At 72.6% G+C, this 26954-nt stretch carries 19 protein-coding genes and 1 pseudogene; 16 read left to right on the forward strand and 4 right to left on the reverse strand.

Annotated elements, in window-relative coordinates; all coding sequences use genetic code 11:
• Window positions 1–138: 138 nt before the first annotated feature.
• From MVA48_RS01455 to MVA48_RS01465, 3 genes are read left to right on the forward strand one after another with little or no spacing between them, the layout of a single operon-like run.
• Window positions 139–1182 carry an efflux RND transporter periplasmic adaptor subunit gene (locus tag MVA48_RS01455; RefSeq protein ID WP_246984973.1) on the forward strand — a complete coding sequence of 348 codons (1044 nt, stop codon included), beginning with the start codon at window positions 139–141 and terminating at the stop codon, window positions 1180–1182.
• The gene (locus tag MVA48_RS01460) at window positions 1179–1913 is read left to right on the forward strand and encodes an ABC transporter ATP-binding protein (RefSeq protein WP_246984975.1); all 735 of its coding nucleotides are present in this window, start codon (window positions 1179–1181) and stop codon (window positions 1911–1913) included. Before MVA48_RS01455 ends, MVA48_RS01460 begins: the two co-directional genes overlap by 4 nt.
• Complete coding sequence (locus MVA48_RS01465; RefSeq protein ID WP_246984978.1) at window positions 1910–3127, forward strand: ABC transporter permease; 1218 nt, start codon at window positions 1910–1912, stop codon at window positions 3125–3127. The genes MVA48_RS01460 and MVA48_RS01465 overlap by 4 nt, the downstream gene beginning before the upstream one ends.
• On the opposite strand, the gene treY is transcribed toward MVA48_RS01465, so the two are convergent.
• Entirely contained in the window at window positions 3124–5469 is a 2346-nt protein-coding gene (gene treY, locus MVA48_RS01470) for a malto-oligosyltrehalose synthase (protein ID WP_246984980.1), read from the reverse strand. The two genes, MVA48_RS01465 and treY, sit on opposite strands and share 4 nt — an antisense overlap.
• A complete protein-coding gene (gene glgX, locus MVA48_RS01475; protein ID WP_246984982.1) occupies window positions 5466–7577 on the reverse strand; it encodes a glycogen debranching protein GlgX in 2112 nt (703 codons plus the stop codon). Before glgX ends, treY begins: the two co-directional genes overlap by 4 nt.
• Window positions 7578–8056: 479 nt before the next feature.
• Here glgX and uvrB point away from each other — a divergent pair, with 479 nt between their 5' ends.
• From uvrB to MVA48_RS01525, 10 genes and pseudogenes are all read left to right on the forward strand, one after another.
• Window positions 8057–10183 (forward strand): excinuclease ABC subunit UvrB, encoded by a 2127-nt coding sequence (uvrB, locus tag MVA48_RS01480; RefSeq protein ID WP_246984984.1) that lies wholly within the window; start codon window positions 8057–8059, stop codon window positions 10181–10183.
• Between the two features lie 241 nt (window positions 10184–10424).
• Window positions 10425–11552 (forward strand): TerC family protein, encoded by a 1128-nt coding sequence (locus MVA48_RS01485; protein ID WP_246984985.1) that lies wholly within the window; start codon window positions 10425–10427, stop codon window positions 11550–11552.
• Between the two features lie 165 nt (window positions 11553–11717).
• Window positions 11718–12614: pseudogene (locus MVA48_RS01490) on the forward strand (TerC family protein); the annotation flags it as partial.
• A gap of 233 nt (window positions 12615–12847) precedes the next feature.
• A complete protein-coding gene (locus MVA48_RS01495; protein ID WP_246984986.1) occupies window positions 12848–14902 on the forward strand; it encodes a S9 family peptidase in 2055 nt (684 codons plus the stop codon).
• 38 nt (window positions 14903–14940) lie between these two features.
• Complete coding sequence (locus MVA48_RS01500) at window positions 14941–16158, forward strand: alpha-hydroxy acid oxidase (RefSeq protein ID WP_246984987.1); 1218 nt, start codon at window positions 14941–14943, stop codon at window positions 16156–16158.
• A 137-nt stretch (window positions 16159–16295) separates the two neighbouring features.
• Entirely contained in the window at window positions 16296–17198 is a 903-nt protein-coding gene (locus tag MVA48_RS01505) for an acetamidase/formamidase family protein (protein ID WP_246984992.1), read from the forward strand.
• Window positions 17199–17218: 20 nt separating this feature from the next.
• Window positions 17219–17980, forward strand: coding sequence for an SDR family NAD(P)-dependent oxidoreductase (locus MVA48_RS01510; RefSeq protein ID WP_246984994.1), 762 nt, complete (start codon window positions 17219–17221; stop codon window positions 17978–17980).
• A 77-nt stretch (window positions 17981–18057) separates the two neighbouring features.
• Window positions 18058–18261: a DNA glycosylase AlkZ-like family protein gene (locus MVA48_RS01515; protein WP_246984996.1), complete on the forward strand. Its 204-nt coding sequence runs from the start codon at window positions 18058–18060 to the stop codon at window positions 18259–18261.
• 138 nt (window positions 18262–18399) lie between these two features.
• The gene (locus MVA48_RS01520; protein ID WP_246984999.1) at window positions 18400–18681 is read left to right on the forward strand and encodes a hypothetical protein; all 282 of its coding nucleotides are present in this window, start codon (window positions 18400–18402) and stop codon (window positions 18679–18681) included.
• A 115-nt stretch (window positions 18682–18796) separates the two neighbouring features.
• Window positions 18797–19216 (forward strand): hypothetical protein, encoded by a 420-nt coding sequence (locus MVA48_RS01525; protein ID WP_246985000.1) that lies wholly within the window; start codon window positions 18797–18799, stop codon window positions 19214–19216.
• Here MVA48_RS01525 and MVA48_RS01530 read toward each other — a convergent pair.
• Window positions 19183–19863 (reverse strand): MBL fold metallo-hydrolase, encoded by a 681-nt coding sequence (locus MVA48_RS01530; protein ID WP_246985002.1) that lies wholly within the window; start codon window positions 19861–19863, stop codon window positions 19183–19185. The genes MVA48_RS01525 and MVA48_RS01530 overlap by 34 nt on opposite strands.
• Window positions 19864–19912: 49 nt before the next feature.
• Here MVA48_RS01530 and MVA48_RS01535 point away from each other — a divergent pair, with 49 nt between their 5' ends.
• On the forward strand, window positions 19913–21442 hold the full coding sequence (locus tag MVA48_RS01535) for an amidase (RefSeq protein ID WP_246985004.1): 1530 nt from the start codon (window positions 19913–19915) through the stop codon (window positions 21440–21442).
• A 10-nt stretch (window positions 21443–21452) separates the two neighbouring features.
• Window positions 21453–24344 carry an excinuclease ABC subunit UvrA gene (gene uvrA, locus MVA48_RS01540; RefSeq protein WP_246985006.1) on the forward strand — a complete coding sequence of 964 codons (2892 nt, stop codon included), beginning with the start codon at window positions 21453–21455 and terminating at the stop codon, window positions 24342–24344.
• Window positions 24345–24351: 7 nt separating this feature from the next.
• Here the strand turns inward: uvrA and MVA48_RS01545 are convergent, their stop codons facing one another.
• The gene (locus tag MVA48_RS01545; protein WP_246985008.1) at window positions 24352–24807 is read right to left on the reverse strand and encodes a hypothetical protein; all 456 of its coding nucleotides are present in this window, start codon (window positions 24805–24807) and stop codon (window positions 24352–24354) included.
• A gap of 168 nt (window positions 24808–24975) precedes the next feature.
• Here MVA48_RS01545 and MVA48_RS01550 point away from each other — a divergent pair, with 168 nt between their 5' ends.
• On the forward strand, window positions 24976–26928 hold the full coding sequence (locus MVA48_RS01550) for an HNH endonuclease signature motif containing protein (RefSeq protein ID WP_246985010.1): 1953 nt from the start codon (window positions 24976–24978) through the stop codon (window positions 26926–26928).
• The last annotated feature ends 26 nt before the right edge of the window (window positions 26929–26954 follow it).

Here is a 26954-nt window from a genome sequence, read left to right on the forward strand (position 1 = left end):
CCCGGCGTGGCGACCGAACCCTCGCCCGGGTGGCGTTCCGGTCACGGCGTGGCGCAGCCCCTGGCGCGATGCATACGCGGTATGCATACTCCGGCGACGAACCGGCACCATCGGGTGCCCGAACACCGGAGGCCGCTGATGGGCACGGTCCGCACCATCGTGTTTCCTGCGCTGCGGCTTCTGGTGTGGGCGGTGATCGCCGCGGCGCTCGTCGTCCTCGCCTTCCGGGGCGGCAGCGGGCTGGGCGGCGAGCCCGCCGCCGGTCCGGGTCCGTCCTTCGTCGACACCGGCTCCCCACCGATCCCCGTCGGGCGCGGCACGGTGAGCAACACGGTGACCGTCGCCGGCACGGTCGTCGCCGACCCGTCGGTGCCGGTGAAGGCCACCGCCGCCGGTGAGGTGAGCACGCTGCTGGCCGAGCCGGGCCCCGTGACGGCGGGCCAGCCGCTGGTCGAGATCCGCTGGGAGGAGGAGCGCGACCCGGTCACCGAGACCGACGCCGAGGGCAACCAGACGGTCACCCAGCCGAAGCCGCGGATCCGCTACGCCACCGTGGCCGCGCCGATCGCCGGCACGCTCACCAGCCTCGACGTCCTCAAGGCCCAGCTGGTCTCCGTCGGCGACCGCATCGGCAGCATCTCGCCCGGCACCCTCTCGGTGACCGCCTCGCTGACCCAGGCCGAGCAGTTCCGGCTGCTGCGCCCCCCGGCGGCGGCGGAGGTGGAGGTGCAGGGCGGGCCGGCGCCGTTCACCTGCACCGGCCTCGTGCTGGGGGCCCCGGCCTCCGCCCCGGCGGAGGAGCCCGACCCGGCCATGCCGGTCGACCCGTCCATGCCGACCGGCGGCGGGACGTCGGCCCGGTGCTCCGTGCCGCCCGGCACGGCCGTCTTCGCCGGCATGGGCGCGACGATGGCGATCCAGGCAGGGCTCGCCGAGAACGTGCTCGTGGTCCCCGTGACCGCCGTCCAGGGCTCGGTGCAGACCGGCAACGTCTGGGTGGTCGGCGAGGACGGGGAACCGGTCGAGCGGCCGGTGTCCCTGGGGCTCACCGACGGCGAGCTGATCGAGATCAAGGACGGGCTGGCCGAGGGCGAGCAGATCCTGCAGTTCGTCCCGGTGCCCGACGACACCCCGGTCGACCCCTTCACCGGCGAGCCCATGACCGGAGGGCCGTTCGGATGAGCCTGCTCGAGCTCGCCGGCGTCCGCCGGGAGGTGCGGCTGCCCGACGGCTCGGTGCTGCCCATCCTGACCGGCGTGGACCTGTCGGTCGACCACGGCGACCACGTGGCGGTCGTCGGCCGGTCCGGGTCGGGCAAGTCGACACTGCTCAACATCCTCGGCCTGCTCGACGCCCCCACCGGCGGTGACTACCTGCTGGACGGCGAGCCGACCGACCGGCTGCGTGCCCGTCGCCGGTCACGGCTGCGCGGCGAGGTGTTCGGGTTCGTCTTCCAGCAGTTCAACCTGCTCCCGCGGCGCACCGCCCTGGAGAACGTCGCCGCGCCGTTGCTGTACTCCTCCGGCCGCGCCTACCTCACCCGCACGCGAGCGGCGCGCGAGATGCTCGAGCGCGTCGGGCTGGGCGCGCGGGCCGAGCAGGTGCCCGAACGGCTCTCCGGCGGCGAGCAGCAGCGCGTGGCGATCGCGCGGGCGCTGGTCCGCCGTCCCCAGGTGGTGCTGGCCGACGAGCCCACGGGCGCCCTCGACGTGGAGACCGGCGCCCGGGTCATGGACCTGCTGACCGAGGTGACCCGCGAGACCGGCGCGGCCTTGGTCACCATCACCCACGACCTGTCGGTGGCGGCGCTCGCCGGCCGGCGGTTCCGTCTGGACGGCGGCCACCTGTCACCCCTGCCCGCCGGCTCGGCCCTGGCTGCCGCCACCTCCGCGCGGTCCGGGGGGACGGCGTGACCGGGGTCCTGGGCGCCTTCGCCGAGGCGTGGGGGGAGGTGCGGGTGCACAAGTCCCGCGTGGTGCTGTCGCTGGTCGGCGTCTTCCTCGCCGTGTTCGCCATGACCAGCGTGACGGCGCTCGGGCAGCTGATGGCCCAGGCCCAGCAGGAGCAGTCCGAGCGCTGGGGCGGCCGCGCGGCGACCATCGGCATCCAGGCCTTCGACCCCATGACCGGTGCGGCGCCGGCCAAGGAGAAGTGGGACGCCGCCGTCGCCGGGCTCATCGAGCGGTACGGGATCACCGGCGCGTCCAGCGTGGCATGGAGCGAGGGCCTCTACCGCCTGCCGGAGGGCCCCATGGCCGTCCAGACACGCACGGTGTCGCCGTCCTACGGTCCGCTGCACCGCGTCGAGCCGGTGCAGGGCCGCTGGTTCCGGGAAGGCGACCGGACCAGCCTCGCGCCGGCTCTCGTCGTCAACGAGCGCTTCCTGGCGCGGCTGGGCATCGGCGACCTCAGCTCCCCGGCGACGGTGATGATCGGCGGCCCGCGCCCGGTGCTCGCCGCCATCGTGGGCGTCGTCCGCGAGGGCTACGAGGAGGAGCTGATCGTCTACCGGGCCGAGGGGTCCGGCGGGGTCTGGGAGTCCGAGGCCGACGCGTCGCAGCAGGTGATGTACGGCCCGCCGACGCTCGAGCTGTGGGTGCCGCCCGAGCAGGCGGAGCAGGTCATCGAGACGGTGCAGCACGACCTGCGCCTCGCGCTGCCGGGCACCGACGTGCAGGCCTACCGGCAGGACGACCCGATGCTCGCGGAGTCGCTCGCGACGCTGCGCCTGGCCATCCGCGGCGCCGGCATCGTGGTGCTGATCCTCGGCGGGCTCGGCGTGCTGAACATCGGCCTCGTGACGGTGCGGCAGCGGATCCGGGAGATCGGCGTCCGCCGCAGCTTCGGCGCCGGCTCCGGCCGGATCTTCTCGGCCGTGATGCTCGAGAGCGTCTGCGCCACCGCGGTGGCCGGCGTGGCGGCCGTGGCCGCGTCCATCGTGCTCGTCCGGCTGCTGCCCCTGGAGAGCCTGGTCAACCAGGGCATCCCCTTCGCCGACCGGCCCGGCTTCCCGGTCGCCGCCGCCGTCGAGGGGATGGTGGCGGCGACCGGTGTCGGCGCGCTGGCAGGTCTGCTGCCCGCGATCATCGCCGTCCGAGCCAAGGTGATCGACGCGATCCGCTTCTAGTCGCGGACCAGCAGCGCCACCGGCAGCCGGGCCAGCAGCCGGTCGGCGGGGATGCCCGCGACGTCCGAGACGAACCGCCCGCCGGTGAGCAGGTCCTTCCACGGTCCGTTGGGCAGCTGCAGCGCGGTGTCGCCCCAGCCCTCCCGGGCCAGCCGCACCGGCAGCCGGGTGGCCACCGGGACGACGCCGCCGCGGTCGAACGCCACGACGTGCTCGGACGCCGAGCCGGTCACGACGATCGGCTCGTACCCGGCGAACCACTCGGGGTGGTCCCGGCGGGCCCGGAGGACCCGGGACACGACGAGCAGCTTCGCCGCGCCGGTCTCGTCGACCGCCGGTACGTGGCCGCCGTCCAGCTCGGCCAGCAGCCGGCGGCGCGCCGAGTAGTCGACCGGACGGCGGTTGTCCGGGTCGACCAGCGAGAGGTCCCAGAGCTCCGAGCCCTGGTAGACGTCCGGTACGCCGGGCATCGTGAGCTGCAGCAGCTTCTGCGCCAGCGAGTTCGACCGGCCGAACGGCGCGATGCGGGCGACGAGGTCCTCGATCTCCCGATGCGTCGCCTCGTCGTCGAACGCGGCGTCGACCAGTGCGTGCAGCCGGCCCTCGAACTCCTCGTCCGGATCGGTCCACGTGGTGGACGTCCCGGCCTCGCGCGCGGCCTTCTCCACGTAGGCGTGCGCCCGCTCCCGCGACAACGGCCACGCGCCGACGAGGTTCTGCCACACCAGGTGCGCCAGCGACCGGTCGGCGAGCGGGTGACGGTCCAGCAGGCGGCGCACCAGCGCCGCCCACTCGTCGGGCAGCTCGGCCAGCACCGCCAGGCGTGCCCGGACGTCCTCGCTGCGCTTGGTGTCGTGCGTCGACAGCGTCGTCATCGACTCGGGGTAGCGCGCGGCGCGGCGCTGCTGCGCGGCGTGGAACTCGGCCACCGTGCTGCCGAACCGGGCCGGGTCGCCGCCCACCTCGTTGAGCGCCACGAACCGCGCCCACCGGTAGTAGGCGCTGTCCTCGACGCCCTTGGCCATCACCGGGCCGCTGGTCTGCTCGAAGCGGGTCGCGGCCTCCGATCCGGCCTGCGACAGCACCGGGTGCAGCGCGTCCAGCGCCGGCGCGAGGTCGCGCCGCCGCTCGCGCACCGCGGCGACCGTGCTGTCGAGGTGCTCGCGGCCGTCGGGCAGGTAGCTGCGGTAGACGGGGAAGGTCGCCAGCAGCTCGGCCAGCGCCTCGGTCTGCTGGGCCGGATCGATCCCCGGCAGCTCGCCGATCACCCGGACCAGCCGGGCGACCTCCGAGCCGAGCATGCCGTCGGTGACCTCCCGCTTGCAGTCGTGCACCAGCCGCGCGTAGTCGACGGTCTCCCCGGCGAGCTCGGTGTCGAGGGCGGTCAGCGCCGGTTCGCCGGCCGGGTCGACGAGGACGTCGTCCACCTCGGCCAGGGCGTCGTAGCCCGTCGTCCCCGCCGTCCGCCACGACTCCGGCAGGTCCTCGCCGGGCTCCAGGATCTTCTCCACGACGGTCCACCGGTCGCCCGAGGCGTCGGCCAGGCGGTCGAGATAGCCCTTCGGGTCGGCCAGTCCGTCGGGGTGGTCGATCCGCAGGCCGTCGACCGCGCCGCCGTGGACGAGCTCCAGGACCAGCCCGTGCGTGGCGTCGAAGATCGCGGGGTCCTCGACCCGCAGGCCGGCGAGGGTGTTGATCGCGAAGAACCGCCGGTAGTTGAGGTCGGCGTCGGCGCGCCGCCAGTCCACCAGCTCGTAGTGCTGGCGGGCGTGCACCTCCTGCGGGGTCCCGCCCTCGCTGCCGGGCGCCAGCGGGAAGCGGTTGTCGTAGTACCGCAGCTCACCGGCTCCGCTGCCCCCACCCTCCGGACCGACCACCTCGAGCTTCTCGACGTCGTCGGCCGAGCCCAGCACCGGGATGCGGACCTTGCCGCCGCCGAACTCCCAGTCGATGTCGAACGCGCCGGCGTGCGCGCTGTCCTGCCCGTGCTGCAGGACGTCCCACCACCACGGCGCCGCCGCCGGGTCCTCGACGCCCATGTGGTTCGGCACCAGGTCCAGGACCAGCCCGAGCCCGCGTTCGTGCAGGGCCGCGACGAACCGGTCGAAGCCCGCCCGGCCGCCGCGCGCCTCGTCGATGTGGGCGTGGTCCACGGTGTCGTAGCCGTGGTTGCTCCCCTCCGCCGAGCGCAGCAGGGGAGAGGCGTAGGCGTGCGTCACCCCGAGGTCGGCCAGGTAGCCGGCGAGCTCGGCGCCGTCCTGCAGCGTGAAGTCGGCGTGGAACTGCAGCCGGTAGGTGCTCGACGGAGTGCCCCGCCGGCGGTCGGCGTGCGGTCCGGTCACAGCGCCGGTCCGGTGAGGACGACGATCGAGCGGCCCGCCACGGTGATCGCCTCGCCCGGCTTGATCTCGACCGGCTCGACGGCATGCATCTGCGCGGTGTCGATGACCGTCGTCCACTTGGGGGAGTAGTCCTCGCCGGGGAGGGTGTACTCGATCGCCTCGTGCGAGGCGTTGAACGCCAGGTAGAAGTGGTCGTCCTTGACGTACTCCCCGCGCTCGTCCATCTCGCGGATGCCCAGGCCGTTCAGGTAGACGGCCAGGGAGCGCGCATAGCCGACGTCCCAGTCCTCGTCGGTCATCTGCTCGCCCTCGGGGGTGAGCCAGTCGATGTCGGCCACCGGCTCGCCCTGTCCGCGACGGACCGGCCGTCCGTGGAAGAACCGCCGGCGGCGGAACGTCGGGTGGTCGTGCCGGAGCCGGGTGACCTTCTTGGTGAACTCGAGGAGGCCCTCGTCGACGTTCTCCCAGTCGATCCAGGTGATGGGGGAGTCCTGGCAGTAGCCGTTGTTGTTGCCGCCCTGGCTGCGGCCGAGCTCGTCACCGTGCAGCAGCATCGGCACGCCCTGGCTGAGCATCAGCGTGGCGATGAAGTTGCGCCGCTGCTGCGCCCGCAGCTGCAGGATCTTCGGGTCCTTCGTCGGCCCCTCGACGCCGCAGTTCCAGCTGCGGTTGTGGCTCTCGCCGTCGTTGTTGTCCTCGCCGTTGGCCTCGTTGTGCTTCTCGTTGTAGGAGACCAGGTCGTTGAGGGTGAAGCCGTCGTGCGCCGTGACGAAGTTGATGCTCGCGACGGGACGGCGGCCCGAGTGCTGGTACAGGTCGGACGAGCCGGAGATCCGGCTGGCGAACTCGTCGATGGTGCCACCCTCGCCGCGCCAGAAGTCGCGGACGGTGTCGCGGTACTTGCCGTTCCACTCCGTCCACAGCGCCGGGAAGTTGCCCACCTGGTAGCCGCCCTCGCCCACGTCCCACGGCTCGGCGATCAGCTTCACCTGGCTGACGATCGGGTCCTGGTGGACGAGGTCGAAGAAGGTCGCGAGCCGGTCGACGGCGTGCAGCTCGCGCGCCAGCGCGGAGGCGAGGTCGAAGCGGAAGCCGTCGACGTGCATCTCGGTGACCCAGTACCGCAGCGAGTCCATGATCAGCTGCAGCGACTGCGGCGTCCGGACGTTGAGCGTGTTCCCGGTGCCCGTGTAGTCCATGTAGTAGCGCTCGTCGCCCTCGACGAGCTTGTAGTACGTGCGGTTGTCGATCCCTCGGAACGACAGCGTCGGGCCGTTGTGGTTGCCCTCGGCCGTGTGGTTGTAGACCACGTCCAGGATGACCTCGATGCCCGCCTCGTGCAGGGCGCGGACCATGCCCTTGAACTCCTGGACGTGCTGGCCGGCGGCCGTCGCGCTGGCGTACTCGTTGTGCGGGGCGAAGAAGCCGATCGTGTTATAGCCCCAGTAGTTGCGCAGGCCCTTCTGCTGCAGGGTGTCGTCCTGCACGAACTGGTGCACCGGCAGCAGCTCGATCGCGGTGACGCCGAGGTCCTGCAGGTACTCGATGGTCGCGGGGTGCGCGACGGCGGCGTAGGTGCCGCGCAGCTCCTCCGGGATCCGTGGGTTGGTCATCGTCAGACCCTTGACGTGGGCCTCGTAGATGACCGTCTTGTTGTAGGGCGTCTTCGGCGGGCGGTCGACGCCCCAGTCGAAGTAGGGGTTGACGACGACGGACTTCGGCATGTGCGGTGCCGAGTCCTCGTCGTTGCGCTCCTTGGTCTCGAAGTCGTAGCCGAAGACCGACTGGTCCCAGTCGATCTGGCCGTCGATCGCCTTCGCGTACGGGTCGAGCAGCAGCTTGTTGGGGTTGCAGCGCAGGCCCTTCGCCGGGTCGTACGGGCCGTGGACCCGGAAGCCGTAGCGCTGGCCGGGGTGGATCCCGGGCAGGAACGCGTGCCAGACGTACCCGTCCATCTCGGGGAGGCGGATGCGCTCCTCGTTGCCGGACTCGTCGAACAGGCACAGCTCGACCTTCTCGGCGACCTCGCTGAAGATCGCGAAGTTCGTGCCGGTGCCGTCGTACGTGGCCCCGAGGGGGTAGGCACTGCCGGGCCAGACCTGGGTCATGGGTGCTTCCTTCTGCGCTGTCTCGCGGCGAGATGGCCCCCGACGGCCGGGGGCACGGGTCGTCCACCGCGATCCTCGCGGAGACGGTCGGGCGGGGCGACCGGGACCCCGTGCCCATGGCGCGAGGTCCTCAATCGTGCCCTCGATCGTGACGTTGCCGACCCCGAGGACGACGACGCCCCCCGGAGCGTGGCTGCGAGGGGCGTCGTGCGCAGGAACGGCCCGGACGCGGACCGCGTCCGGACCGGGACGGCTGCGGCGGACCACCCCTGGGGGTCGGGCGCCGCGCACGGACCGACCTCGCCCAGAAGACCTGGGTGGCGCTGGCCCGTGGCTGAACCGCTCCTGCGACCAGGGACGCTAGGGCCGCGTGAGGGCGGAGACAAGTACCCGCCGGCCTCCCCGTCCCCTCGCGCACCGGTCGGCGCAGGGAACGCACGCCCGGCGTTCTGTCACACCCCCGTCGTACCGTCGTCGGCGTGCGCGCGACCACCGACATCCGGCCGACCCAGGGCAAGTTCCGGGTCGTCAGCGAGTTCCAGCCCTCCGGCGACCAGCCGGCGGCGATCGAGGAGCTCGCCCGCCGGGTCAACGGCGGGGAGAAGGACGTCGTGCTGCTCGGCGCCACCGGCACCGGCAAGTCGGCGACGACGGCGTGGCTGATCGAGCAGGTGCAGCGGCCGACGTTGGTCATGGCGCCGAACAAGACGCTGGCCGCCCAGCTCGCGAACGAGTTCCGCGAGCTGCTGCCGGACAACGCGGTCGAGTACTTCGTCTCGTACTACGACTACTACCAGCCCGAGGCCTACGTCCCGCAGACCGACACCTACATCGAGAAGGACTCCTCGATCAACGAGGAGGTGGAGCGGCTGCGTCACTCGGCGACCCAGGCCCTGCTCACCCGGCGCGACGTCGTGGTCGTGGCGACGGTGTCGTGCATCTACGGCCTGGGCACGCCGCAGGAGTACGTCGACCGGGCACTGAAGATCTCGGTGGGGGAGGAGCGCGACCGCGACGAGCTGCTGCGCACCCTGGTCACCGAGCAGTACACCCGCAACGACCTCTCGTTCACCCGCGGCACCTTCCGCGTGCGGGGCGACACGATCGAGGTCTTCCCGGTGTACGAGGAGCTCGCCGTCCGCATCGAGATGTTCGGCGACGAGGTCGAGCGGCTGTACTACCTGCACCCGCTGACCGGTGAGGTCGTGCGCGAGGTGCGGGAGTTGTTCGTCTTCCCCGCCACCCACTACGTCGCGGGCCCGGAACGGATGGAGCGGGCCATCCGCGGCATCGAGGCCGAGCTGGAGCACCGGCTGGCCGAGCTGGAGCGGCAGGGCAAGCTGCTCGAGGCGCAGCGGCTGCGCATGCGCACGACCTACGACATCGAGATGATGCGCCAGGTCGGTTTCTGCTCCGGCATCGAGAACTACTCGCGGCACATCGACGGCCGCGCACCGGGCAGCGCGGGCAGCTGCCTGATCGACTACTTCCCCGACGACTTCCTCCTGGTCATCGACGAGTCGCACGTGACCGTGCCGCAGATCGGCGGCATGTACGAGGGCGACATGAGCCGGAAGCGGACGCTGGTCGAGCACGGCTTCCGGCTGCCGTCGGCCATGGACAACCGGCCGCTGAAGTGGGAGGAGTTCACCGACCGCATCGGCCAGACGGTCTACCTGTCGGCGACGCCGGGTCCCTACGAGCTGGGTCGCACGGGCGGCGAGTTCGTCGAGCAGGTCATCCGGCCGACCGGCCTGGTCGACCCCGAGGTCGTCATCAAGCCGACCAAGGGGCAGATCGACGACCTGGTGCACGAGATCCGGGTCCGTACCGAGAAGGACGAGCGGGTCCTGGTCACGACGCTGACCAAGAAGATGGCCGAGGACCTCACCGACTACCTGCTCGAGCTCGGGATCAAGGTCCGCTACCTGCACTCCGAGGTGGACACGCTCCGCCGGGTCGAACTGCTGCGGGAGCTGCGGCAGGGCGAGTACGACGTGCTCGTCGGCATCAACCTGCTGCGCGAGGGGCTCGACCTGCCCGAGGTGTCGCTGGTGGCGATCCTCGACGCCGACAAGGAGGGCTTCCTCCGGTCGGGCACGTCGCTGATCCAGACGATCGGCCGGGCGGCGCGCAACGTGTCCGGTCAGGTGCACATGTACGCCGACAAGGTCACCCCGTCGATGGCGCAGGCGATCGAGGAGACCAACCGCCGGCGCGAGAAGCAGATCGCCTACAACACCGAGCGTGGCGTCGACCCGCAGCCGCTGCGCAAGAAGATCGTCGACATCCTCGACGGCATCTACCGCGAGGCCGAGGATTCGGAGTCGGCGGAGCTGATCGGTGGTTCCGGCCGGCAGCAGTCCCGCGGCAAGTCCCCGGTGCCCGGGTTGTCCTCGAAGAAGGCGGCCACGACGCGGGGCAAGGCCGGCTCGATCGACGTGCAGGGCCTGCCCCGCAACGAGCTCGCGGACCTGATCACGCAGATGAACGAGCAGATGCTCGCCGCGGCACGCGAACTGCAGTTCGAGGTCGCCGCCCGGTTGCGGGACGAGCTCGCGGAGCTGAAGAAGGAGCTCCGCCAGTTCGACGCCGCGCACGCCTGAAATTCGATGCTGCGCCGGGAACACCGGCGAACCGTCGGTCGTTGGAGCCGACGAACCACACGACGTGCGGGCGATGATGGCTGCCGTGGAACGGTTCACCGTGGAGGGGAGTATCCCGCTGCGGCAGCGTCGTCAGTACGGGACCGCGTGCGGTCCCCGGCGCTGCCGGTCGGCCGTGACAGGGGCGACGGGAGAGACCTCCGGTCACTGACGTACGCCAGTTTCCGGAGGTAGTTGCTGCATGGACGTCCCCTTCTGGGTGTGGGCTGTCACGGTCGGCGCGATCGTGGGCATGCTCCTCTTCGACCTCGTCGGCCACGTGCGCACGCCGCATTCACCGACGCTCCGTGAGTCAGCGACGTGGTCGGCCGCCTACGTCGGCATCGCGATCGTCTTCGGCTTCATCGTCTGGTGGGGCTGGGGCGCAGGTTTCGCCGGCGAGTACTTCGCCGGCTACGTCACGGAGAAGAGCCTCTCGGTCGACAACCTCTTCGTCTTCGTCCTGATCATGGCCGCCTTCGGCGTACCGCGGGAGCTGCAGCAGAAGGTGCTGCTGTTCGGCATCACGTTCGCGCTCGCCCTGCGGACGGTCTTCATCGTCGTCGGCGCGGCGGCCATCGCCAACTTCAGCTGGGTCTTCTACCTGTTCGGCGCGATCCTGATCTACACCGCCTGGGTGCAGGCGCGCAGCGGCGGCCACGAGGACGAGGACGACTTCAAGGAGAACGCCGTCCTCCGGTTCGCCCGCAAGCGGCTGCGGACGACCGAGGAGTACCACTCCGACCGGATGACGGTGAAGCTGGACGGCAAGCGGTACCTCACCCCGCTGGCCATCGCGCTGATCGCGATCGGGACGGCCGACATCATCTTCGCCGTCGACTCGATCCCGGCGATCTTCGGCCTGACCCAGGAGACGTTCCTGGTGTTCACCGCGAACGCGTTCTCGCTGCTGGGCCTGCGGCAGCTGTACTTCCTCATCGACGGCCTGCTCGACCGGCTCGTCTACCTCTCCTACGGCCTCGCGGTCATCCTCGGCTTCATCGGCGTGAAGCTCGTCATCCACGCGCTGCACGAGAACGAGCTGCCGTTCATCAACGGCGGGGAGCACGTCACCGTGATCCCCGAGGTGCCCATCACGGTGTCCCTCCTGGTCATCCTCGTGACACTGCTGGTGACCACCGTGGCCAGCCTGTGGCGGGTCCGCCGCGACCGGCGCGAGCACCTGGTCGTCGAGACCGCCGCCAGCGACCCCACGGCGCTCTCGGCCGGCGGCCGGACACCGACGGAAGCCCACGGGGCAGCCACCGGGTCGCGACCGGACGGAGGAGGTAGCGTGAGCGCCGCGAACCCGGGCCGACGCGACCACTGACGATCGCGGCCGCCGGGGGGATGCGAGGAGGGGAGTATCCCCCCGCGGCAGCATCGTCATCACGAGGTCCCATGGCCTCCGGTGCTGCCGATCGCACGCTGCCGGCGTGCGGTGGGAGAGACCTCCGGTGCTGACACGGCTGGTCCCCCCGGAGGAAACGCCCGCATGGAGCTCCCCGTCTGGTTCGAGATCGCGACGTTCGTGGGGCTCACCGCTCTGCTGCTCGCCGATCTGGCCATCGTCGCCCGTCGTCCGCACGAGCCCTCGCTGAAGGAGGCAGGGCTGTGGGTGAGCTTCTACGTCAGCCTGGCGCTGGCTTTCGGCCTGCTGATGCTCGCCTTCACCAACGGGACGTACGCGACCGAGTTCTACGCGGGCTGGCTCACCGAGTACTCGCTCTCGGTGGACAACCTGTTCGTCTTCGTGATCATCATGGCCCGCTTCCAGGTCCCTCGGAAGTACCAGCAGGAAGCGCTGATGATCGGCATCATCATCGCCCTGGTCCTGCGCGGGATCTTCATCCTGCTCGGTGCCGTGGTCATCGAGCGGTTCGTGTGGGTCTTCTACATCTTCGGCGTTTTCCTCATCTACACCGCGATCAACCTGGTCCGGCACCGCGGGGAGGACGAGGACTACGAGGAGAACGCCTTCATCCGGCGGATGCGCAAGGTCCTGCCGATCACGAAGGACTACCACGGAGCCAAGATCCGGGTCACCGAGAACGGCAAGAAGATGTGGACGCCGATGATCGTGGTGATCCTGGCGCTCGGGACGACGGACCTGATCTTCGCCCTCGACAGCATCCCGGCGATCTTCGGCCTGACCCGCGAGCCGTTCATCGTCTTCACGGCCAACGTCTTCGCGCTGATGGGCCTGCGCCAGCTCTACTTCCTGCTCGGCGGCCTCCTGAAGCGGCTCGTGTACCTCTCCCTCGGCCTGGCCGTCATCCTGGCCTTCATCGGCGTCAAGCTGATCCTCGAGGCGGTGCACGAGAACCAGCTGCCGTTCGCCGGCGAGCGCGAGCCCATCGAGGCGGTGCCGCACATCCCGATCTGGCTCTCGCTCTCGATCATCCTGGGCGTCCTGGTCGTGGCGACGGTGGCCAGCCTGATGTCGACCCGCGGCGCGGGGTCACCGTCGACGAGCCGGTCGTCGACGAGGAGACGGCGAAGCAGGTGCCGACGGGCGGACCCGAGGCCGCGGCCGCGGCCGAGGCCAAGCTGGCCGAGGAGGTCGACGAGGAGACCTCCCGGCGCTGACCCGGCCCGTCAGCGGGCTCGGCTAGCGTCGCCGACATGCGGCCGACCGACCTCGCGCTCCTGCGCACTCCGGGCGTCCCGACCGTCTCCCCGGACGGCCGCATGGCCGTGGTCGCCGTGGCGCGGCTCGACCTCGACACCGATGAGTACCGCAGCCGGCTGTGGGCGGTCCCGACCGACGCCTCCGCGCCGGCCCGCCCCATCACCGAGGGGCACCGGGACAGTGCGCCCGTCTTCTCGCCGGACGGCCGCTGGCTGGCCTACCTCGGTGCCGAGCCGGGCGGCAAGCCACAGATCTGGCTCCTGCCGACGGCGGGTGGCACCCCGCGGCGGCTGACCGACCACCACCTCGGCGCCGGGGCCCCGGTCTGGTCCCCCGACTCGCGCCGGCTGGCCTACACCGCGCGGGTGCCCGAGGCGGGCCGGTACGGCACCGCCGAAGGGGTCGGCCCCGGTGCCGAGCCGCCGCGGCTGATCACGACGCTGCAGTACCGGCTCGACGACGTCGGCTTCACCCTCGACCGCCCCAGCCAGGTGTTCGTGCTCGACCTGCCGGCCGACTTCACCGACGACACGACGCCGTTGCCGTCGCCGGTGCAGGTGACCACGGGGGCCGTCGACAGCACGGACGTCACCTGGCGGCCGGACGGCGCCGAGCTGGCGTTCGTCTCGGCACTGCACGAGCGCGCCGACCGCGATCTGGTCCGCGACGTCTACGGCATCGCCCCGGACGGGTCGGGCCTGCGCCGGATCACCGGGTCGCGCGGGAGCTGCGCCGGGCCGGCGTTCGGCCCCGACGGCGGCTCGATCTACGTCACCGCCGTCCCGGACCTGGGACCGGAGGGGCTGGACTTCGTCGCCCGGCAGGCAGTGCCCTGCCGGGTCGACGCCGCGGGTGGTCGGCTGGAGCCGCTGCTCGACCCGGAGCAGCACCACCGCGGGGACACGTCACCGAGCACGGTCGTGGCCGACGGCGCGGTGCTCGTGGGGGTGCGGCGACGCGGGGCGGTCGAGCTGCTCCGCGTGCCGGTGGACGGCGGCCCGTCGGAGATCCTCGTCGAGGGACCGTTCACCGTGGGCGGCGTCGCCGCCGGCGGAGGAGTGGTCGTCGCCGTGGTGGCGCACGACCGGTCGGCCGGCGAACTGGTGGCGATCACCTCGAGCGGCCGCCGGCTGCTCACCGGGTTCGGCCGAGCGCTGGGCGCGACCGGCCGGGTGCACCGCATGGAGGAGCGCACGATCCGTGGCGCCGACGGCTATCCGGTGCACGGCTGGGTCACCGTCCCGCCCGGGCCCGGGCCGCACCCGGTGCTGCTCACCATCCACGGCGGACCGTTCGACCAGTACGGCTGGACGCTGTTCGACGAGACGCAGACCTACGTCACGGCCGGCTACGCCGTCGTGCAGTGCAACCCGCGCGGGTCGGCCGGCTACGGCGCGGCACACGGCCGGGCGGTCCGCGGCGCCTTCGGAGGTCCGGACGCGGACGACGTGACCGCCTTCCTCGACGCCGCGCTCGAGGACCCCCGCCTGGACGCCGGCCGGGTGGGCGTCATGGGCGGCTCCTACGGCGGCTACCTCACGACGGTGCTGCTGAGCCGCACGAGCCGCTTCGTCGCGGCCGTCGCCGAGCGCGGCTTCCTGGACCCGGTCAGCTTCGTCGGCTCGTCGGACATCGGGTGGATGTTCCCGGACCAGTACCTGGGCACCGATCCCGGCCGGATCGCCGAGCAGAGCGCCCTGGCGCACGCGCACCGGATCACCACGCCCACGCTGGTGGTCCACTCCGAGGAGGACTGGCGCTGCCCGGTCGAGCAGGGGCAGCGGCTCTACGTCGAGCTCAAGCGGCGCGGTGTGCCGACGGCGCTGCTGCTGTTCCCCGGCGAGGGCCACGAGCTCTCCCGCTCCGGTCGCCCCCGGCATCGGCTGGCGCGGCTGGAGCACGTGCTGCGCTGGTGGGCGCGGTGGCTGCCGAACCCGGCCAACCGCGAGGAGCGGGTCGAGGTCGAGGCGGCCCCGGGTGAGGCACCGGCCCCCGAGGAGCCCGCGGATGGCGAGCCCCTGTCCGTGCGGGCGACGCGCGTGCGCTGACCGGCCCGCGCCGGCGGCTCCCCTGGCAGGGTGGCACCGTGGTGGAGCGCCGGGTGCCGCGCTGGTCCGAACTGCGGGAGCTGGTGCGTCCGCGCCGTCCGTCCGGCGACGCGACCACCCGGCGGCTGGCGGGGGCGGCCACCGTGGAGGACCTCCGCGACATGGCCCGCCGGCGCGTTCCCCGCGCGGTGTTCGACTACACCGACGGCGCCGCCGGGGCGGAGATCAGCCTGCGCCGCTCGCGCGAGGCGTTCGAACGGGTCGAGTTCCGGCCCAGCGTGCTGCGGGACGTCTCCGCCGTCGACTCGTCCACGACCGTGCTGGGCCACCCGTCGGCGCTCCCGCTCGCCTTCGCGCCGACCGGCTTCACCCGACTCATGCACACCGAGGGGGAGATCGCGGTCGCCCGCGTGGCGGAGCGGACGGGCATCCCGCACACGCTGTCGACAATGGGGACCACGTCGATCGAGGCGCTGGCGGCCGCGGTACCGGGCGCCCGGCGGTGGTTCCAGCTCTACCTGTGGCGCGACCGGGAAGCGAGCGCCGCCCTGGTCGAGCGCGCCCGTGCGGCCGGCTACGAGGCGCTGGTGCTGACCGTGGACACCCCGGTCGCCGGGCCGCGGCTGCGCGACGTCCGCAACGGCTTCACCATCCCGCCGGCCCTCACCCTGCGGACGATGGCCAACGCCGCGCTGCATCCGCACTGGTGGATCGACCTGCTGACCACGCCGCCGCTGGAGTTCGCGTCCCTGCGGTCGTGGGGCGGCACGGTGGCCGAGCTGGTCGACCGGGTCTTCGAGCCCGCCGCCACGCTCGCCGACGTCCGGGATCTGCGGGCCGCCTGGCCGGGGCCTCTGGTCGTGAAGGGCGTCCTGACCGCCGACGACGCGCTGGCGGTCGTCGACGCCGGCGCCGACGGCGTCGTCGTGTCCGACCACGGCGGCCGCCAGCTGGACCGGTCGCCGACGCCGCTCGAGCAGCTGCCCGCCGTCGTGGCCGCGGTCGGCGACCGCGCGGAGGTCTATCTCGACGGCGGCATCCTCGACGGTGCCGACGTCGTGGCCGCCGTGGCGTTCGGGGCCCGGGCCTGCCTGATCGGGCGCGCCTACCTCTACGGGCTCATGGCCGGCGGCGAGCGCGGGGTGCAGCGGGTGGCCGACCTCCTGGCCCGGGAGATCAGTCGCACTCTGCAGTTGCTGGGGGTCGCGTCGGTCGCGGAGCTGACGCCGGACCGGGTGCGCCTCCGGCCGCGCTGAGGCATTGCCCGGGGGACCTGCGACTTCCTAGGGTGCGCCATGGACGTCGTCGAGGTCACGCCCAGCTTCGAGCAGTACGCCTACACGTTCGGCGGCGTGGCCCCGCTGCGGCGGGTGCCCCCGGGACGGCGCTGCGGGTGTGGTCCGAGGACGCCTTCAACGGGGCCCTCCGGTCGACCAAGGACCTCAGCAGCGAGAAGGTCGACCTTCGCTTCGTGAACCCGCAGACGGGGCCGTTCTGGGTGGAGGGCGCCGAGCAGGGCGACACCCTCGCGTTGCACTTCGTGGCGATGGAACCGGCGCGGGACTGGGGCGCGTCGGCCACGATCCCGTTCTTCGGCGGCCTGACCAGCACCGACCGTGTCGCCACGCTGCAGGAGCCGCTGCCCGACACCACCTGGATCTACGAGCTGGACCGGGTGCGCAACACGGTCACGTTCGCGGCGGGCCGCACCGACTTCTCCGTCGAACTGCCCGTCGAGCCGATGCTCGGCACCGTCGGGGTCGCGCCGGCCGGGGGAGAGGTGCGCAGCTCGCTGGTGCCCGAGCGGTTCGGCGGGAACATGGACACCCCGCAGATGCGCCCCGGCACGACCTGCTTCCTGGGCGTCAACGTCGAGGGCGCGCTGTTCTCCATCGGGGACGGCCACTACCGGCAGGGCGAGGGCGAGGCCTGCGGAACCGCGGTCGAGGGCGCCATGACGACGACGCTGATCGTCGACCTCATCAAGGGTGGGGCGCCGCTCTGGCCGCGGCTGGAGGACGACACGCACTGGATGACCGTGGGCTCCAGCCGGCCGATGGAGGACGCCTGGCGGATCGGGATGGTGGAGCTCGTGCGCTGGTTCGGGGAGCTCTACGGGTTGCACCCCATGGACGCGTACCAGCTGCTCTCGCAGCTCACCGAGGCGCCGATCGCCAACGTCGTGGACGCCAACTACAGCGCCGTCCTGAAGGCGCGCAAGGCGCTCCTGCCCGGGGCCACCGCCTACGGCGGCCTGCACGACGAGCTGCGCAGTCGCGCAGCGTCCCTGCTGTGACGCACCGAGAGGACCCAGTCATGGACCTGCAGCTCACCGGCTCCCGCGTGCTCGTCACCGGTGGCACCCGCGGCATCGGCCGGGCGATCGTGGAGGCGTTCGCCGACGAGGGGGCCGCGGTCGAGTTCTGCGCCCGGGACGCCGGAGAGATCGAGACGACCGAGAAGGAGCTGGCCGACCGTGGGGCGGGGGTGCGCGGCGTCCGGGTCGACGTCCGGGACGGCGCGGCCCTGCGCGGCTGGGTCGACGCGGCGGCCGGGCGGCTCGGCGGGCTCGACGCCGTCGTCGCCAACGTCAGCGCGATCGCGGTCCCGGACACCGAGGAGAACTGGTACACGAGCTTCGAGACCGACCTGATGCACACGGTGCGGTTGGCCAAGGCCGCGCTGCCCCACCTCGAGGCCAGTGGCCGCGGGTCGATCGTGGCGATCTCCAGCGTCTCCGGGCGCGAGGCGGACTTCGCGGCGGGACCCTACGCGACGATGAAGACGGCGATCCTCGGCTACGTCAAGGGGCTCGCGTACCAGCTGGCCGGCCGCGGCGTCCGCGCCAACGTCGTCTCGCCCGGCAACACGTACTTCGAGGGCGGCTTCTGGCACGGCGCCGAGCAGAACATGCCCGACCTCTACGCCTCCCAGCTCGCGCAGAACCCGACGGGACGGATGGGGACGCCGCAGGAGATGGCGCGGGCCGTCGTCTTCCTCAGCAGTCCCGTGTCGGCCTTCACGACCGGGACCCACCTCCTCGTGGACGGCGCCCTGAGCCACGGCATCCAGCTCTGACCGACGTCCTGGACTGCCGCGCCCTGGGGCGGGCGACGCTCGCCCGGCAGCAGCTGCTGGAGCGGGTGCACCGGCCGGTGGCCGCGACGCTGGAGCACCTCGTGGGGCTGCAGGCGCAGGTGCCGCGAGTCCCGCACCTCGCGCTCCGGGACCGGCTGGCCGGCTTCGAGCCGGGCGAGCTGGACGGGCTGATGACCGCGCGTGCGGTCGTCCGGACGCAGCTGGTGCGGACGACGCTCCACACGGTCACCCCGGGACCCCCGCGCCGGTCCGCTTCCTGACCGGGTACGACGACGTCGTCCTGTCGCATGCGGACCGTCCGCCCGTGGTGGCCGACGCCGATCACGTCCCGCTCCAGGGCGGCGCCGGGGGCTGGTCGTGCGCACGACGTGCGGTTGCTGACCCGCTAGCGTTCGGCCATGGCGCTCATCTATCCCGTGCTGGCCGACACCGAGGAACCCGACGACGAGTCGCCGCCGGACTTCGCGGAGCTGGCCGCGGACCTGTCCGACCAGTGGCTGGTCGAGGTCGCCGTGGGCGAGGAGGGGGACGACGCGTGCTTCGGGCCCGTCGCCGCCCGCATGGCCTGGGATCTCGCCGTCGAGATCGACGACAAGCGGCCCGACTGGACGGTGTCCGTCGTGCCGCTCTACATGGCCGAGCCGGCCGACCGGATCATCGAACTGTTCGAGGAGGACTGAGCTGCGCGGCCTGAGTTCGGCGGGGCGGCTGGCCGTCGCGCTGCCGCTGCTCGGCGCGGTCTACGTCGTCCTCGTCCTCGGCGGCGCCTGGCTGGTGGGGGAGGACCCCGACTGGGTGCGGCCCCTCCCGCCGATGCTGGCCTCGTTCGCGGCGGCGTTCGTCGTGGCGCGCTGGCACCGGCGCCGGATGGGCGGCGCGGAGCGGGTCGGGCAGTTCCGCACGGCGCTCCGCAGTGGCCGGCTGCCCGAGGACGCCGACCCGGCGGTCTGGCGGCCGTTGCTCGAGCAAGAGCAGCGCGTGGTGCGGCTGCTGTGGCGCTGGCTCGCCGGTCTCGTGGTGGTAGTCGTCGCGCTGTGGGCGCTGGTGGCCGCGGTGGGGACCTTCACGTGGTCGGCCGCCCTGATCTCCACGGGCCTGGTGCTCGCGGTCGTCGTGGTGGTGGGGGCCGTGCTCGCCCGGCAGTCCGCCCGCATGGCCGCGCTGTCCGCACAGCTGCCGGATCACCAGCCGCGGGACCGCCACTCCGCGAGGTGAGGGCGCTCGGTGCCGAGGGTGGTGTCCTTGCCGTGCCCCGGATAGACCCAGGCCTCGTCCGGGAGGACGTCGAAGAGCCGCTGCTCCACGTCGTCGATCAGGCTGGCGAAGCGCTCCGGGTCCTGCTGGGTGTTGCCGACGCCGCCGGGGAAGAGGCTGTCGCCGGTGAAGACGTGGACGCCGCCGTCGCCCTGCGCCCGGTAGACCAGCGCGATGCTGCCCGGCGTGTGACCGCGCAGGTGCACGACCTCCAGGGTGTGCGCGCCGACGGTCACGGTGTCGCCGTGCTCGACCGTCCGGTCGACGTCGACCGGGAGGTCGTCGGCGTCGGCCGCGTGCGCGACCGCCTGGGCGCCGGTCGCCCGCAGGACGTCGGGCAGCGCGCGGTGGTGGTCCCAGTGCCCGTGCGTCGTGACCACCGTGCGCAGGTCGGCGTCGCCGATCAGCCCGCGCAGCGTCTCCGGCTCGGCCGCCGCGTCGACGAGCAGCGCCTGGCCGGTGGCGGTGTCCCGCAGCAGGTAGGCGTTGTTGGCCATGTCGCTCACCGCGACCTTGGAGATGGTCAGGCCGGGGAGTTCGCGGACGTCCGGCGGGCCGCCCACCGCCACATCGCCGGTGTAGGTATCGCCAGTGTAGGTCTGGCTCATCGGGACTCCGTTCGGAAAGTGTCGGCGGTCGCCGTTACGGTCCAGAGCCATGGACGCTAGCCGAGTCGTCGGGCTGCCCGCCGTCGAGATCGCCGCGCTCGTGCGCGCCGGTGAGGTTCCGGCGGTGGACGTCGTCCGGGCGCACCTCGACCACATCGACGCGGTCGACGCGCGGGTCGGGGCCTTCCGTGTCGTCCGCCGCGAGGAGGCGCTCGCCGAGGCGCAGGCGATCGACACCGCGCTGGCCCGCTTCGCGCTGCCGCTGGCCGGGGTGCCGATCGCGGTCAAGGACAACGTCGCCGTCGCGGGGCAGGTCTGCACCGACGGCTCCCCGGCGTGCACACGAGGCCCGGAGGACAAGGACCACGCCGTCGTGGCCCGCCTGCGCCGGGCCGGCGCGGTGGTCGTCGGCATCACCCGCGTGCCGGAGCTGTGTCTCTACGCCGCCACCGACGGCCCTGGCACCGTCACCCGCAACCCCTGGGACACGGCACGGTCGGCGGCGGGGAGTTCCGGAGGGAGCGCCGCTGCCGTGGCGTCCGGCTGCGTGCCGCTGGCGCACGGCAACGACGGCATGGGTTCCTTGCGCCTGCCGGCCGCGGCCTGCGGTCTCGTCACCCTGAAGCCGGGCCGCGGCGTGGTCCCCGCCGGGATCGGACGCGACGACTGGTCGGGCATGGCGGAGAACGGTGCGCTCGCGACCACCGTCGGCGACCTCGCCGTCGCCCACGCGGTGATGGCGGGGGAGGAACCCGGCCCGCTGCCCGACCCCGGCCGCCCGCTGCGGGTCGCGGTGTCGACGCGCTCACCCCTGCGCGGCGTCCGTGCCGACCGGGAGGCTCTGGCGGCGGTCGACCGCACCGTGGCGGTTCTCGTCGACGCGGGTCACACCGTCGTCCGGCGCGACCCCCCGATCGGGGACGCCACAGGGGCGGCCGCCATCGCGCGCTGGCTCGCTGGCGCCCACGACGACGCCGAGCACCTCGGCATCGACCCGGCCGACCTCCAGCCGCGCACCCGCACCCATGCCCGGCTCGGCCGGATGATCCGCCGGGCCGGGCTGATCCGCCCCCGCACCCAGGAACGCTTTCGCGACCGGATGACCGCCTTCTTCGGCGACGACGTCGACCTGCTCCTCAGCCCGATCACGGCCGGCCCGCCCCTGCCTGCGCGGCCGTGGCACGAGCGGTCCTGGGCGGCCAACATGGCGGCGAACATGCGCTGGGCGCCGTGGGGTGCGGCGTGGAACTACGCGGGCCTCCCGGCGACCGTGCTGCCGGCCGGCACGCGGCCGGAGGGGCTTCCTCTCTCGGTCCAGTTCGTCGGCCCCCGGGGGCCGAAGGACGACTACTCTGGCTGGCCGGAGAGCTGGAACGCCGCCACCCCTGGCGTCGCTACGCGCCCGTGTTCGACCCCACCGCTTCCTCGGCCGCCTCGGCCGCGTGACCCGTCGCGCCTCGTCACGGCGCGCCGCGCGGCACGAGTGACGGGCGCGACACCGGGGCACGCCGGGGGGCAGGGAACAGCACTCCGGTCCGGGGCCTTGGCCTCGATCGATGCATCTGATTTCAGCGACTGACAGGGATCACATGGACCGCCTCGTCGTCCGCGGCGCCCGCGAGCACAACCTCAAGGACGTCCACCTCGACCTGCCGCGCGACGCCCTCATCGTCTTCACCGGGCTGTCGGGGTCGGGCAAGTCGAGCCTGGCCTTCGACACGATCTTCGCCGAGGGCCAGCGCCGCTACGTCGAGTCGCTCTCGGCCTACGCCCGCCAGTTCCTGGGGCAGATGGACAAGCCCGACGTCGACTTCATCGAGGGACTGTCCCCGGCCGTCTCGATCGACCAGAAGTCGACCAACCGCAACCCGCGGTCGACGGTCGGCACGATCACCGAGGTCTACGACTACCTCCGCCTCCTGTACGCCCGCGCGGGTCAGCCGCACTGCCCCAACTGCGGCAAGCCGATCTCCCGGCAGACGCCGCAGCAGATCGTGGACCAGGTGCTGGGCATGGAGGAGGGCACCCGGTTCCAGGTGCTCGCCCCCGTCGTCCGCGCGCGCAAGGGCGAGTACGTCGACCTGTTCAGCTCGCTGCAGACCCAGGGCTTCTCCCGCGTGCGGGTCGACGGGGTGGTGCACCCGCTGACCGAGCCGCCGAAGCTGAAGAAGCAGGAGAAGCACACGATCGAGGTGATCGTCGACCGGCTGACGGTCAAGGAGAGCGCCAAGCGCCGGCTCACCGACTCGGTCGAGACCGCGCTCGGGCTGGCCGGCGGCCTGGTGGTGCTCGACTTCGTCGACCTGGCGGAGGACGACCCCCACCGGGAGCGCACCTTCTCCGAGCACCTTGCGTGCGTCGACGACGGGCTGTCGTTCGAGGCCCTCGAGCCGCGGTCGTTCTCGTTCAACTCGCCGTTCGGCGCGTGTCCCGAGTGCACCGGCATCGGCACCCGCAAGGAGGTCGACCCGGAGCTCGTCGTCCCCGACCCCGAGAAGTCGCTCGCGCAGGGCGCGATCGCGCCGTGGTCGACGTCCATGAGCAACGAGTACTTCACCCGGTTGCTGACAGGGCTCGGCGCCCAGCTCGGCTTCTCGATGGACGAGCCCTGGGAGCGGCTGCCGGCTCGTGCGCAGAAGGCGATCCTGCACGGCTCGCCGGACCAGGTGCACGTCCGCTACAAGAACCGCTACGGCCGCGAGCGCAGCTACTACGCGGCGTTCGAGGGCGTGCTGCCGTTCCTCGAGCGGCGGCACGAGGACACCGACAGCGAGTACATGAAGGACAAGTACGAGGGCTACATGCGCGACGTGCCCTGTCCCGTGTGCCACGGCACCCGGCTCAAGCCGGAGATCCTCGCGGTCAAGCTCAACGGTCGCTCGATCGCCGACGTCACCGGACTGTCCATCGGCGACGCCTCCGAGTGGCTCGACGCACTGGAGCTGGGGGAGCGGGAGCGGGCCATCGCCGACCGGGTGCTCAAGGAGATCCAGGCCCGGCTGTCGTTCCTCGTCGACGTGGGCCTGGACTACCTGTCGCTCGATCGCCCGGCCGCGACGCTCGCCGGTGGCGAGGCGCAGCGCATCCGGCTGGCCACGCAGATCGGGTCCGGTCTGGTCGGCGTCCTGTACGTGCTGGACGAGCCGTCGATCGGGCTGCACCAGCGGGACAACACCCGGCTGATCGAGACCCTGGTGCGGCTGCGCGACATGGGCAACACGCTCATCGTCGTCGAGCACGACGAGGACACGATCAAGGTCGCCGACTGGATCGTCGACATCGGTCCGGGGGCCGGCGAGCACGGCGGCGAGATCGTCGTCAGCGGTTCGCTCAAGGACCTCAAGGCCAGCGAGCGGTCCCTGACCGGGCAGTACCTCTCCGGTCGCAGGGCGATCGAGATCCCGAAGGACCGGCGCGAGCCGACGCCGGGCCGCGAGCTGGTGGTCAAGGGCGCCCGCGAGCACAACCTCAAGGGCGTCGACGTGACGTTCCCGCTCGGCATGCTCGTCGCGGTCACGGGGGTCTCCGGCTCGGGCAAGTCGAGCCTGGTCAACGACATCCTCTACACCGTCCTGGCCAACGAGCTGAACCGCGCCCGCATGGTCCCCGGCCGGCACCGGACGGTGACCGGGCTCGAGCACCTGGACAAGGTGGTGCACGTCGACCAGTCACCGATCGGCCGCACGCCGCGGTCGAACCCGGCGACCTACACCGGGGTGTGGGACCACGTCCGCAAGCTGTTCGCCAGCACGACCGAGGCGAAGATGCGCGGCTACCTGCCGGGCCGGTTCTCGTTCAACGTCAAGGGCGGGCGGTGCGAGGCGTGCTCCGGTGACGGCACGCTCAAGATCGAGATGAACTTCCTGCCGGACGTCTACGTCCCATGCGAGGTATGCAAGGGCGCCCGGTTCAACCGGGAGACCCTCGAGGTGCACTACAAGGGCAAGACGGTCGCCGAGGTCCTCGACATGCCGATCGAGGAGGCGGCGGACTTCTTCGCCGCCATCCCGGCGATCGCCCGCTACCTGCGCACGCTCACCGAGGTGGGGCTCGGGTACGTCCGGCTCGGGCAGCCGGCGACCACGCTGTCCGGTGGTGAGGCGCAGCGGGTGAAGCTCGCCAGCGAGCTGCAGAAGCGCTCCAACGGGCGCAGCATCTACGTGCTCGACGAGCCGACGACGGGGCTGCACTTCGAGGACATCCGCAAGTTGCTGCAGGTCCTGCAGGGACTGGTCGACAAGGGCAACTCGGTCATCGTCATCGAGCACAACCTCGACGTGATCAAGAGCGCCGACTGGCTGATCGACATGGGTCCCGAAGGCGGCTTCCGCGGTGGCACGGTCGTAGCCGAGGGGCCGCCGGAGTTCATCGCCACCGTGCCGGAGAGCCACACCGGCCGGTACCTGGCGACGATCCTCGACCCGGACGCCGTCGCGGCGGCGGGCGCACCCAAGAAGCGGAGCCGCAAGAAGGCCAGCTGATCCGCCGTCACCGCCGGACGCCGTACACGGTGAGGCGGTGGTCGACGACGTCGATCAGCGCGGCGCCGTCCGGGTGGGGCACCTGCCCCGTGCGGACGGCGTCGGCCACGTGCGCGGCGGCGATCCCCGACTCGACCTTCCCCGCTGCTCGCCACATCGCCCCGCGGCGGATGCGGCCGCGGGCGTGGAGCCGGACGACCCAGGTGCGGTGCGACGCGCCCGCCAGCGCACCGATGCCCTTCCGGATCGCTGGGAAGAGTCCGAGGAGACCGCCGTAGCCGCCGACCTCGCCGAGGGTGTCCGTCCAGTACTCGAGCTCCGCGGCCTCCACGCCGATGTGCCCGGGAGGTTCACCCCGCTCCGCGCACGGCTCGGGAGCCAGCGCAGGACCGAGCCGCTGCTGGAGCTCGGGGCACGGTCGGCCGGCAGTGGGGTCGAGCGTGGCGAAGCGGTCACGTCGCACCCGGACGGTCCACCTGCACCCCCACGGATCCACGACCGATGTCCGACGTCCGCTCGCCACGGGGACATCCTGGAGCGCCGGCGTCGCCCGGGCGCCGGTTGTCCACAGGCGCCCTGAGCTGCGCACATCCCCTTGACCGGCCAGGTGTTCGAACGTATGATCGAACACATGGAGACGGCGGCGCCCGACGAGTGGTACGCCGAGGCGTGCCGCCGCGCTCGCGCACACCGCCGCCGGAGATCCGCGGAGCGCGCCTCGACGGAGTGGCCGGAGTTCGCCCCGCCGGTGGCCCGCGCCGACGGGGTGCTGGGGGAGATCCAGGACTGCGACCGGGAGATCGCCCGGCTGACCGCGGTCCGGGCGCGCAAGGTGGCCGAGTTCGCCGCCACCCGGCCGGCGTCGGCCGACCGGGCGCAGGGCGAGCCCGGGGCGATGAGCCCCGACCGATGGGCGGCGCGGGCTGAGATCCTGCGGGACGTCAGCGAATGGGCCGGCCAGGAACTGGTGGTCGCCCTGTCCCTGTCCCAGCAGGCCGCCGACGGGCTGCTGGAGCGATCGCTGACCCTGGTGCACCGGCTGCCGGGTACCCACGCCGCGCTGCAGGCAGGGGCGCTGCACCCGGGGCACCTGTGGGCGCTGCTGGACAAGGTCGCCCCGATCGAGGACGACACCATCCGGGCCGAGGTGGAGGCCGAACTGCTGCGCTGGATGCACGGCCGGGTCACCTCCCCGGGCCAGCTGGCCGACAAGGCCCGCCGGGTGGTGCTGCAACGCGACGCCCGCGCCGCCGCTCGCAACCTGGAGAAGGCCATCCGGGACCGTGGGGTGCACCTCGCGGCGGGCCGCACCGACGGCATGGCCGCGGTCACCCTCCTGCTGACCACACCCGAGGCCCGGGCGTTCGTGCAGGCGCTGGGTCAGTGCGCCGACGCGCTCGACGACGACCCCGACGCGCCCCCGCGCACCCGGAGCCAGAAGATGGCCGACTGCGCGATGGACCTGGTGCTGCGGCCCGGCGAAACTAATCTGCCGCTGGTGCAGATCCTGCTGCACGTCGTGGCCTCGGTCGGCACCCTGGCCGGCGGCGACCAGCCCGGCGAGATCGACGGCACCGTCGTCCCCGCCGAGATGATCCGCGAGCTCGTCCGTGCCCTCGGCCCGCGGGGCGCAGCACCCTCCGGCCCCGCCCCCGCCGGCGACGAGAGCGACGGCGCGGAGAGCGACGGCGACGAGAGCGACGGCGAGGAGAGCGACGGCGCCAATACCGCTCAGGGGTCCGGACCCGCGTGGGAGCAGTTCGAGGGCGAGCTGCTCGCCGCGTGGGAAGCCGAGGTCCTCACCCGCCAGCTGGCGCATCCGGCGGCACGTGACCCCGACTTCCTCACCTACGACCCGCTCGACCGTCCTCCGCAGCCGCACGGAGAGCCGACGCCGCCCCGACCTGACACCGGCGGGTGGTGGGCGACCGCCGACCGGGCCGTGGACGACGCCGGCGTGGCGGTCCTGCGCGCCCACGAGGCGCTCACGCGGGCCGGTCAGCTGGTCCGCGCGGCACGCGCTGCGGACGCCGGCGACGAGTCGGAGTGGCGGGACGGTCCGGGTGGACGCGTCACCGCCGCCGAGGACGCCGTGACCGCCCTCCGGGTGACGACCGACGAGCGGCGCGCCTGGCTGGCCGACCTGCTCGCCGCCACGGGTGGCGGGGGTCTGGTCGAGCGGCCGCGGATCCTGCTCACCGACGCGCTGACCGGTGCCCTGGTCGCGCTCACCGACCTGCCGGCGATGCGCCGGGCGGCGGCGAACGGTGCGGCTCTCGGGCCGCCAGGTCCGACCGGCGGTTACCGGCCGTCCGCGCCGCTCGACCGCTGGGTCCGCGCCCGGGACCGGCGATGTCGCTTCCCCGGCTGCCGTCGCCGTGTGCCTCGCGGCGGGGAGCTGGACCACGACCGTCGGTACCCGGACGGGCCGACGAGTGCCCGGAATCTCGCCGGCTACTGCACCGGCCACCACCGGGGCAAGCACCAGGCGCCCGGATGGCGGCACGCGCTCGCGCCCGACGGCGCCCTGACCGTCACCACGCCCACCGGTTTGACCGCGGTCACCACGCCTCCCCCGTACTGACCTGTCCGGGCGAGACGCTGGACCTT

This window comes from Blastococcus sp. PRF04-17 (assembly GCF_023016265.1).
In the GTDB taxonomy this organism is placed as follows: Bacteria; Actinomycetota; Actinomycetes; order Mycobacteriales; family Geodermatophilaceae; genus Blastococcus_B.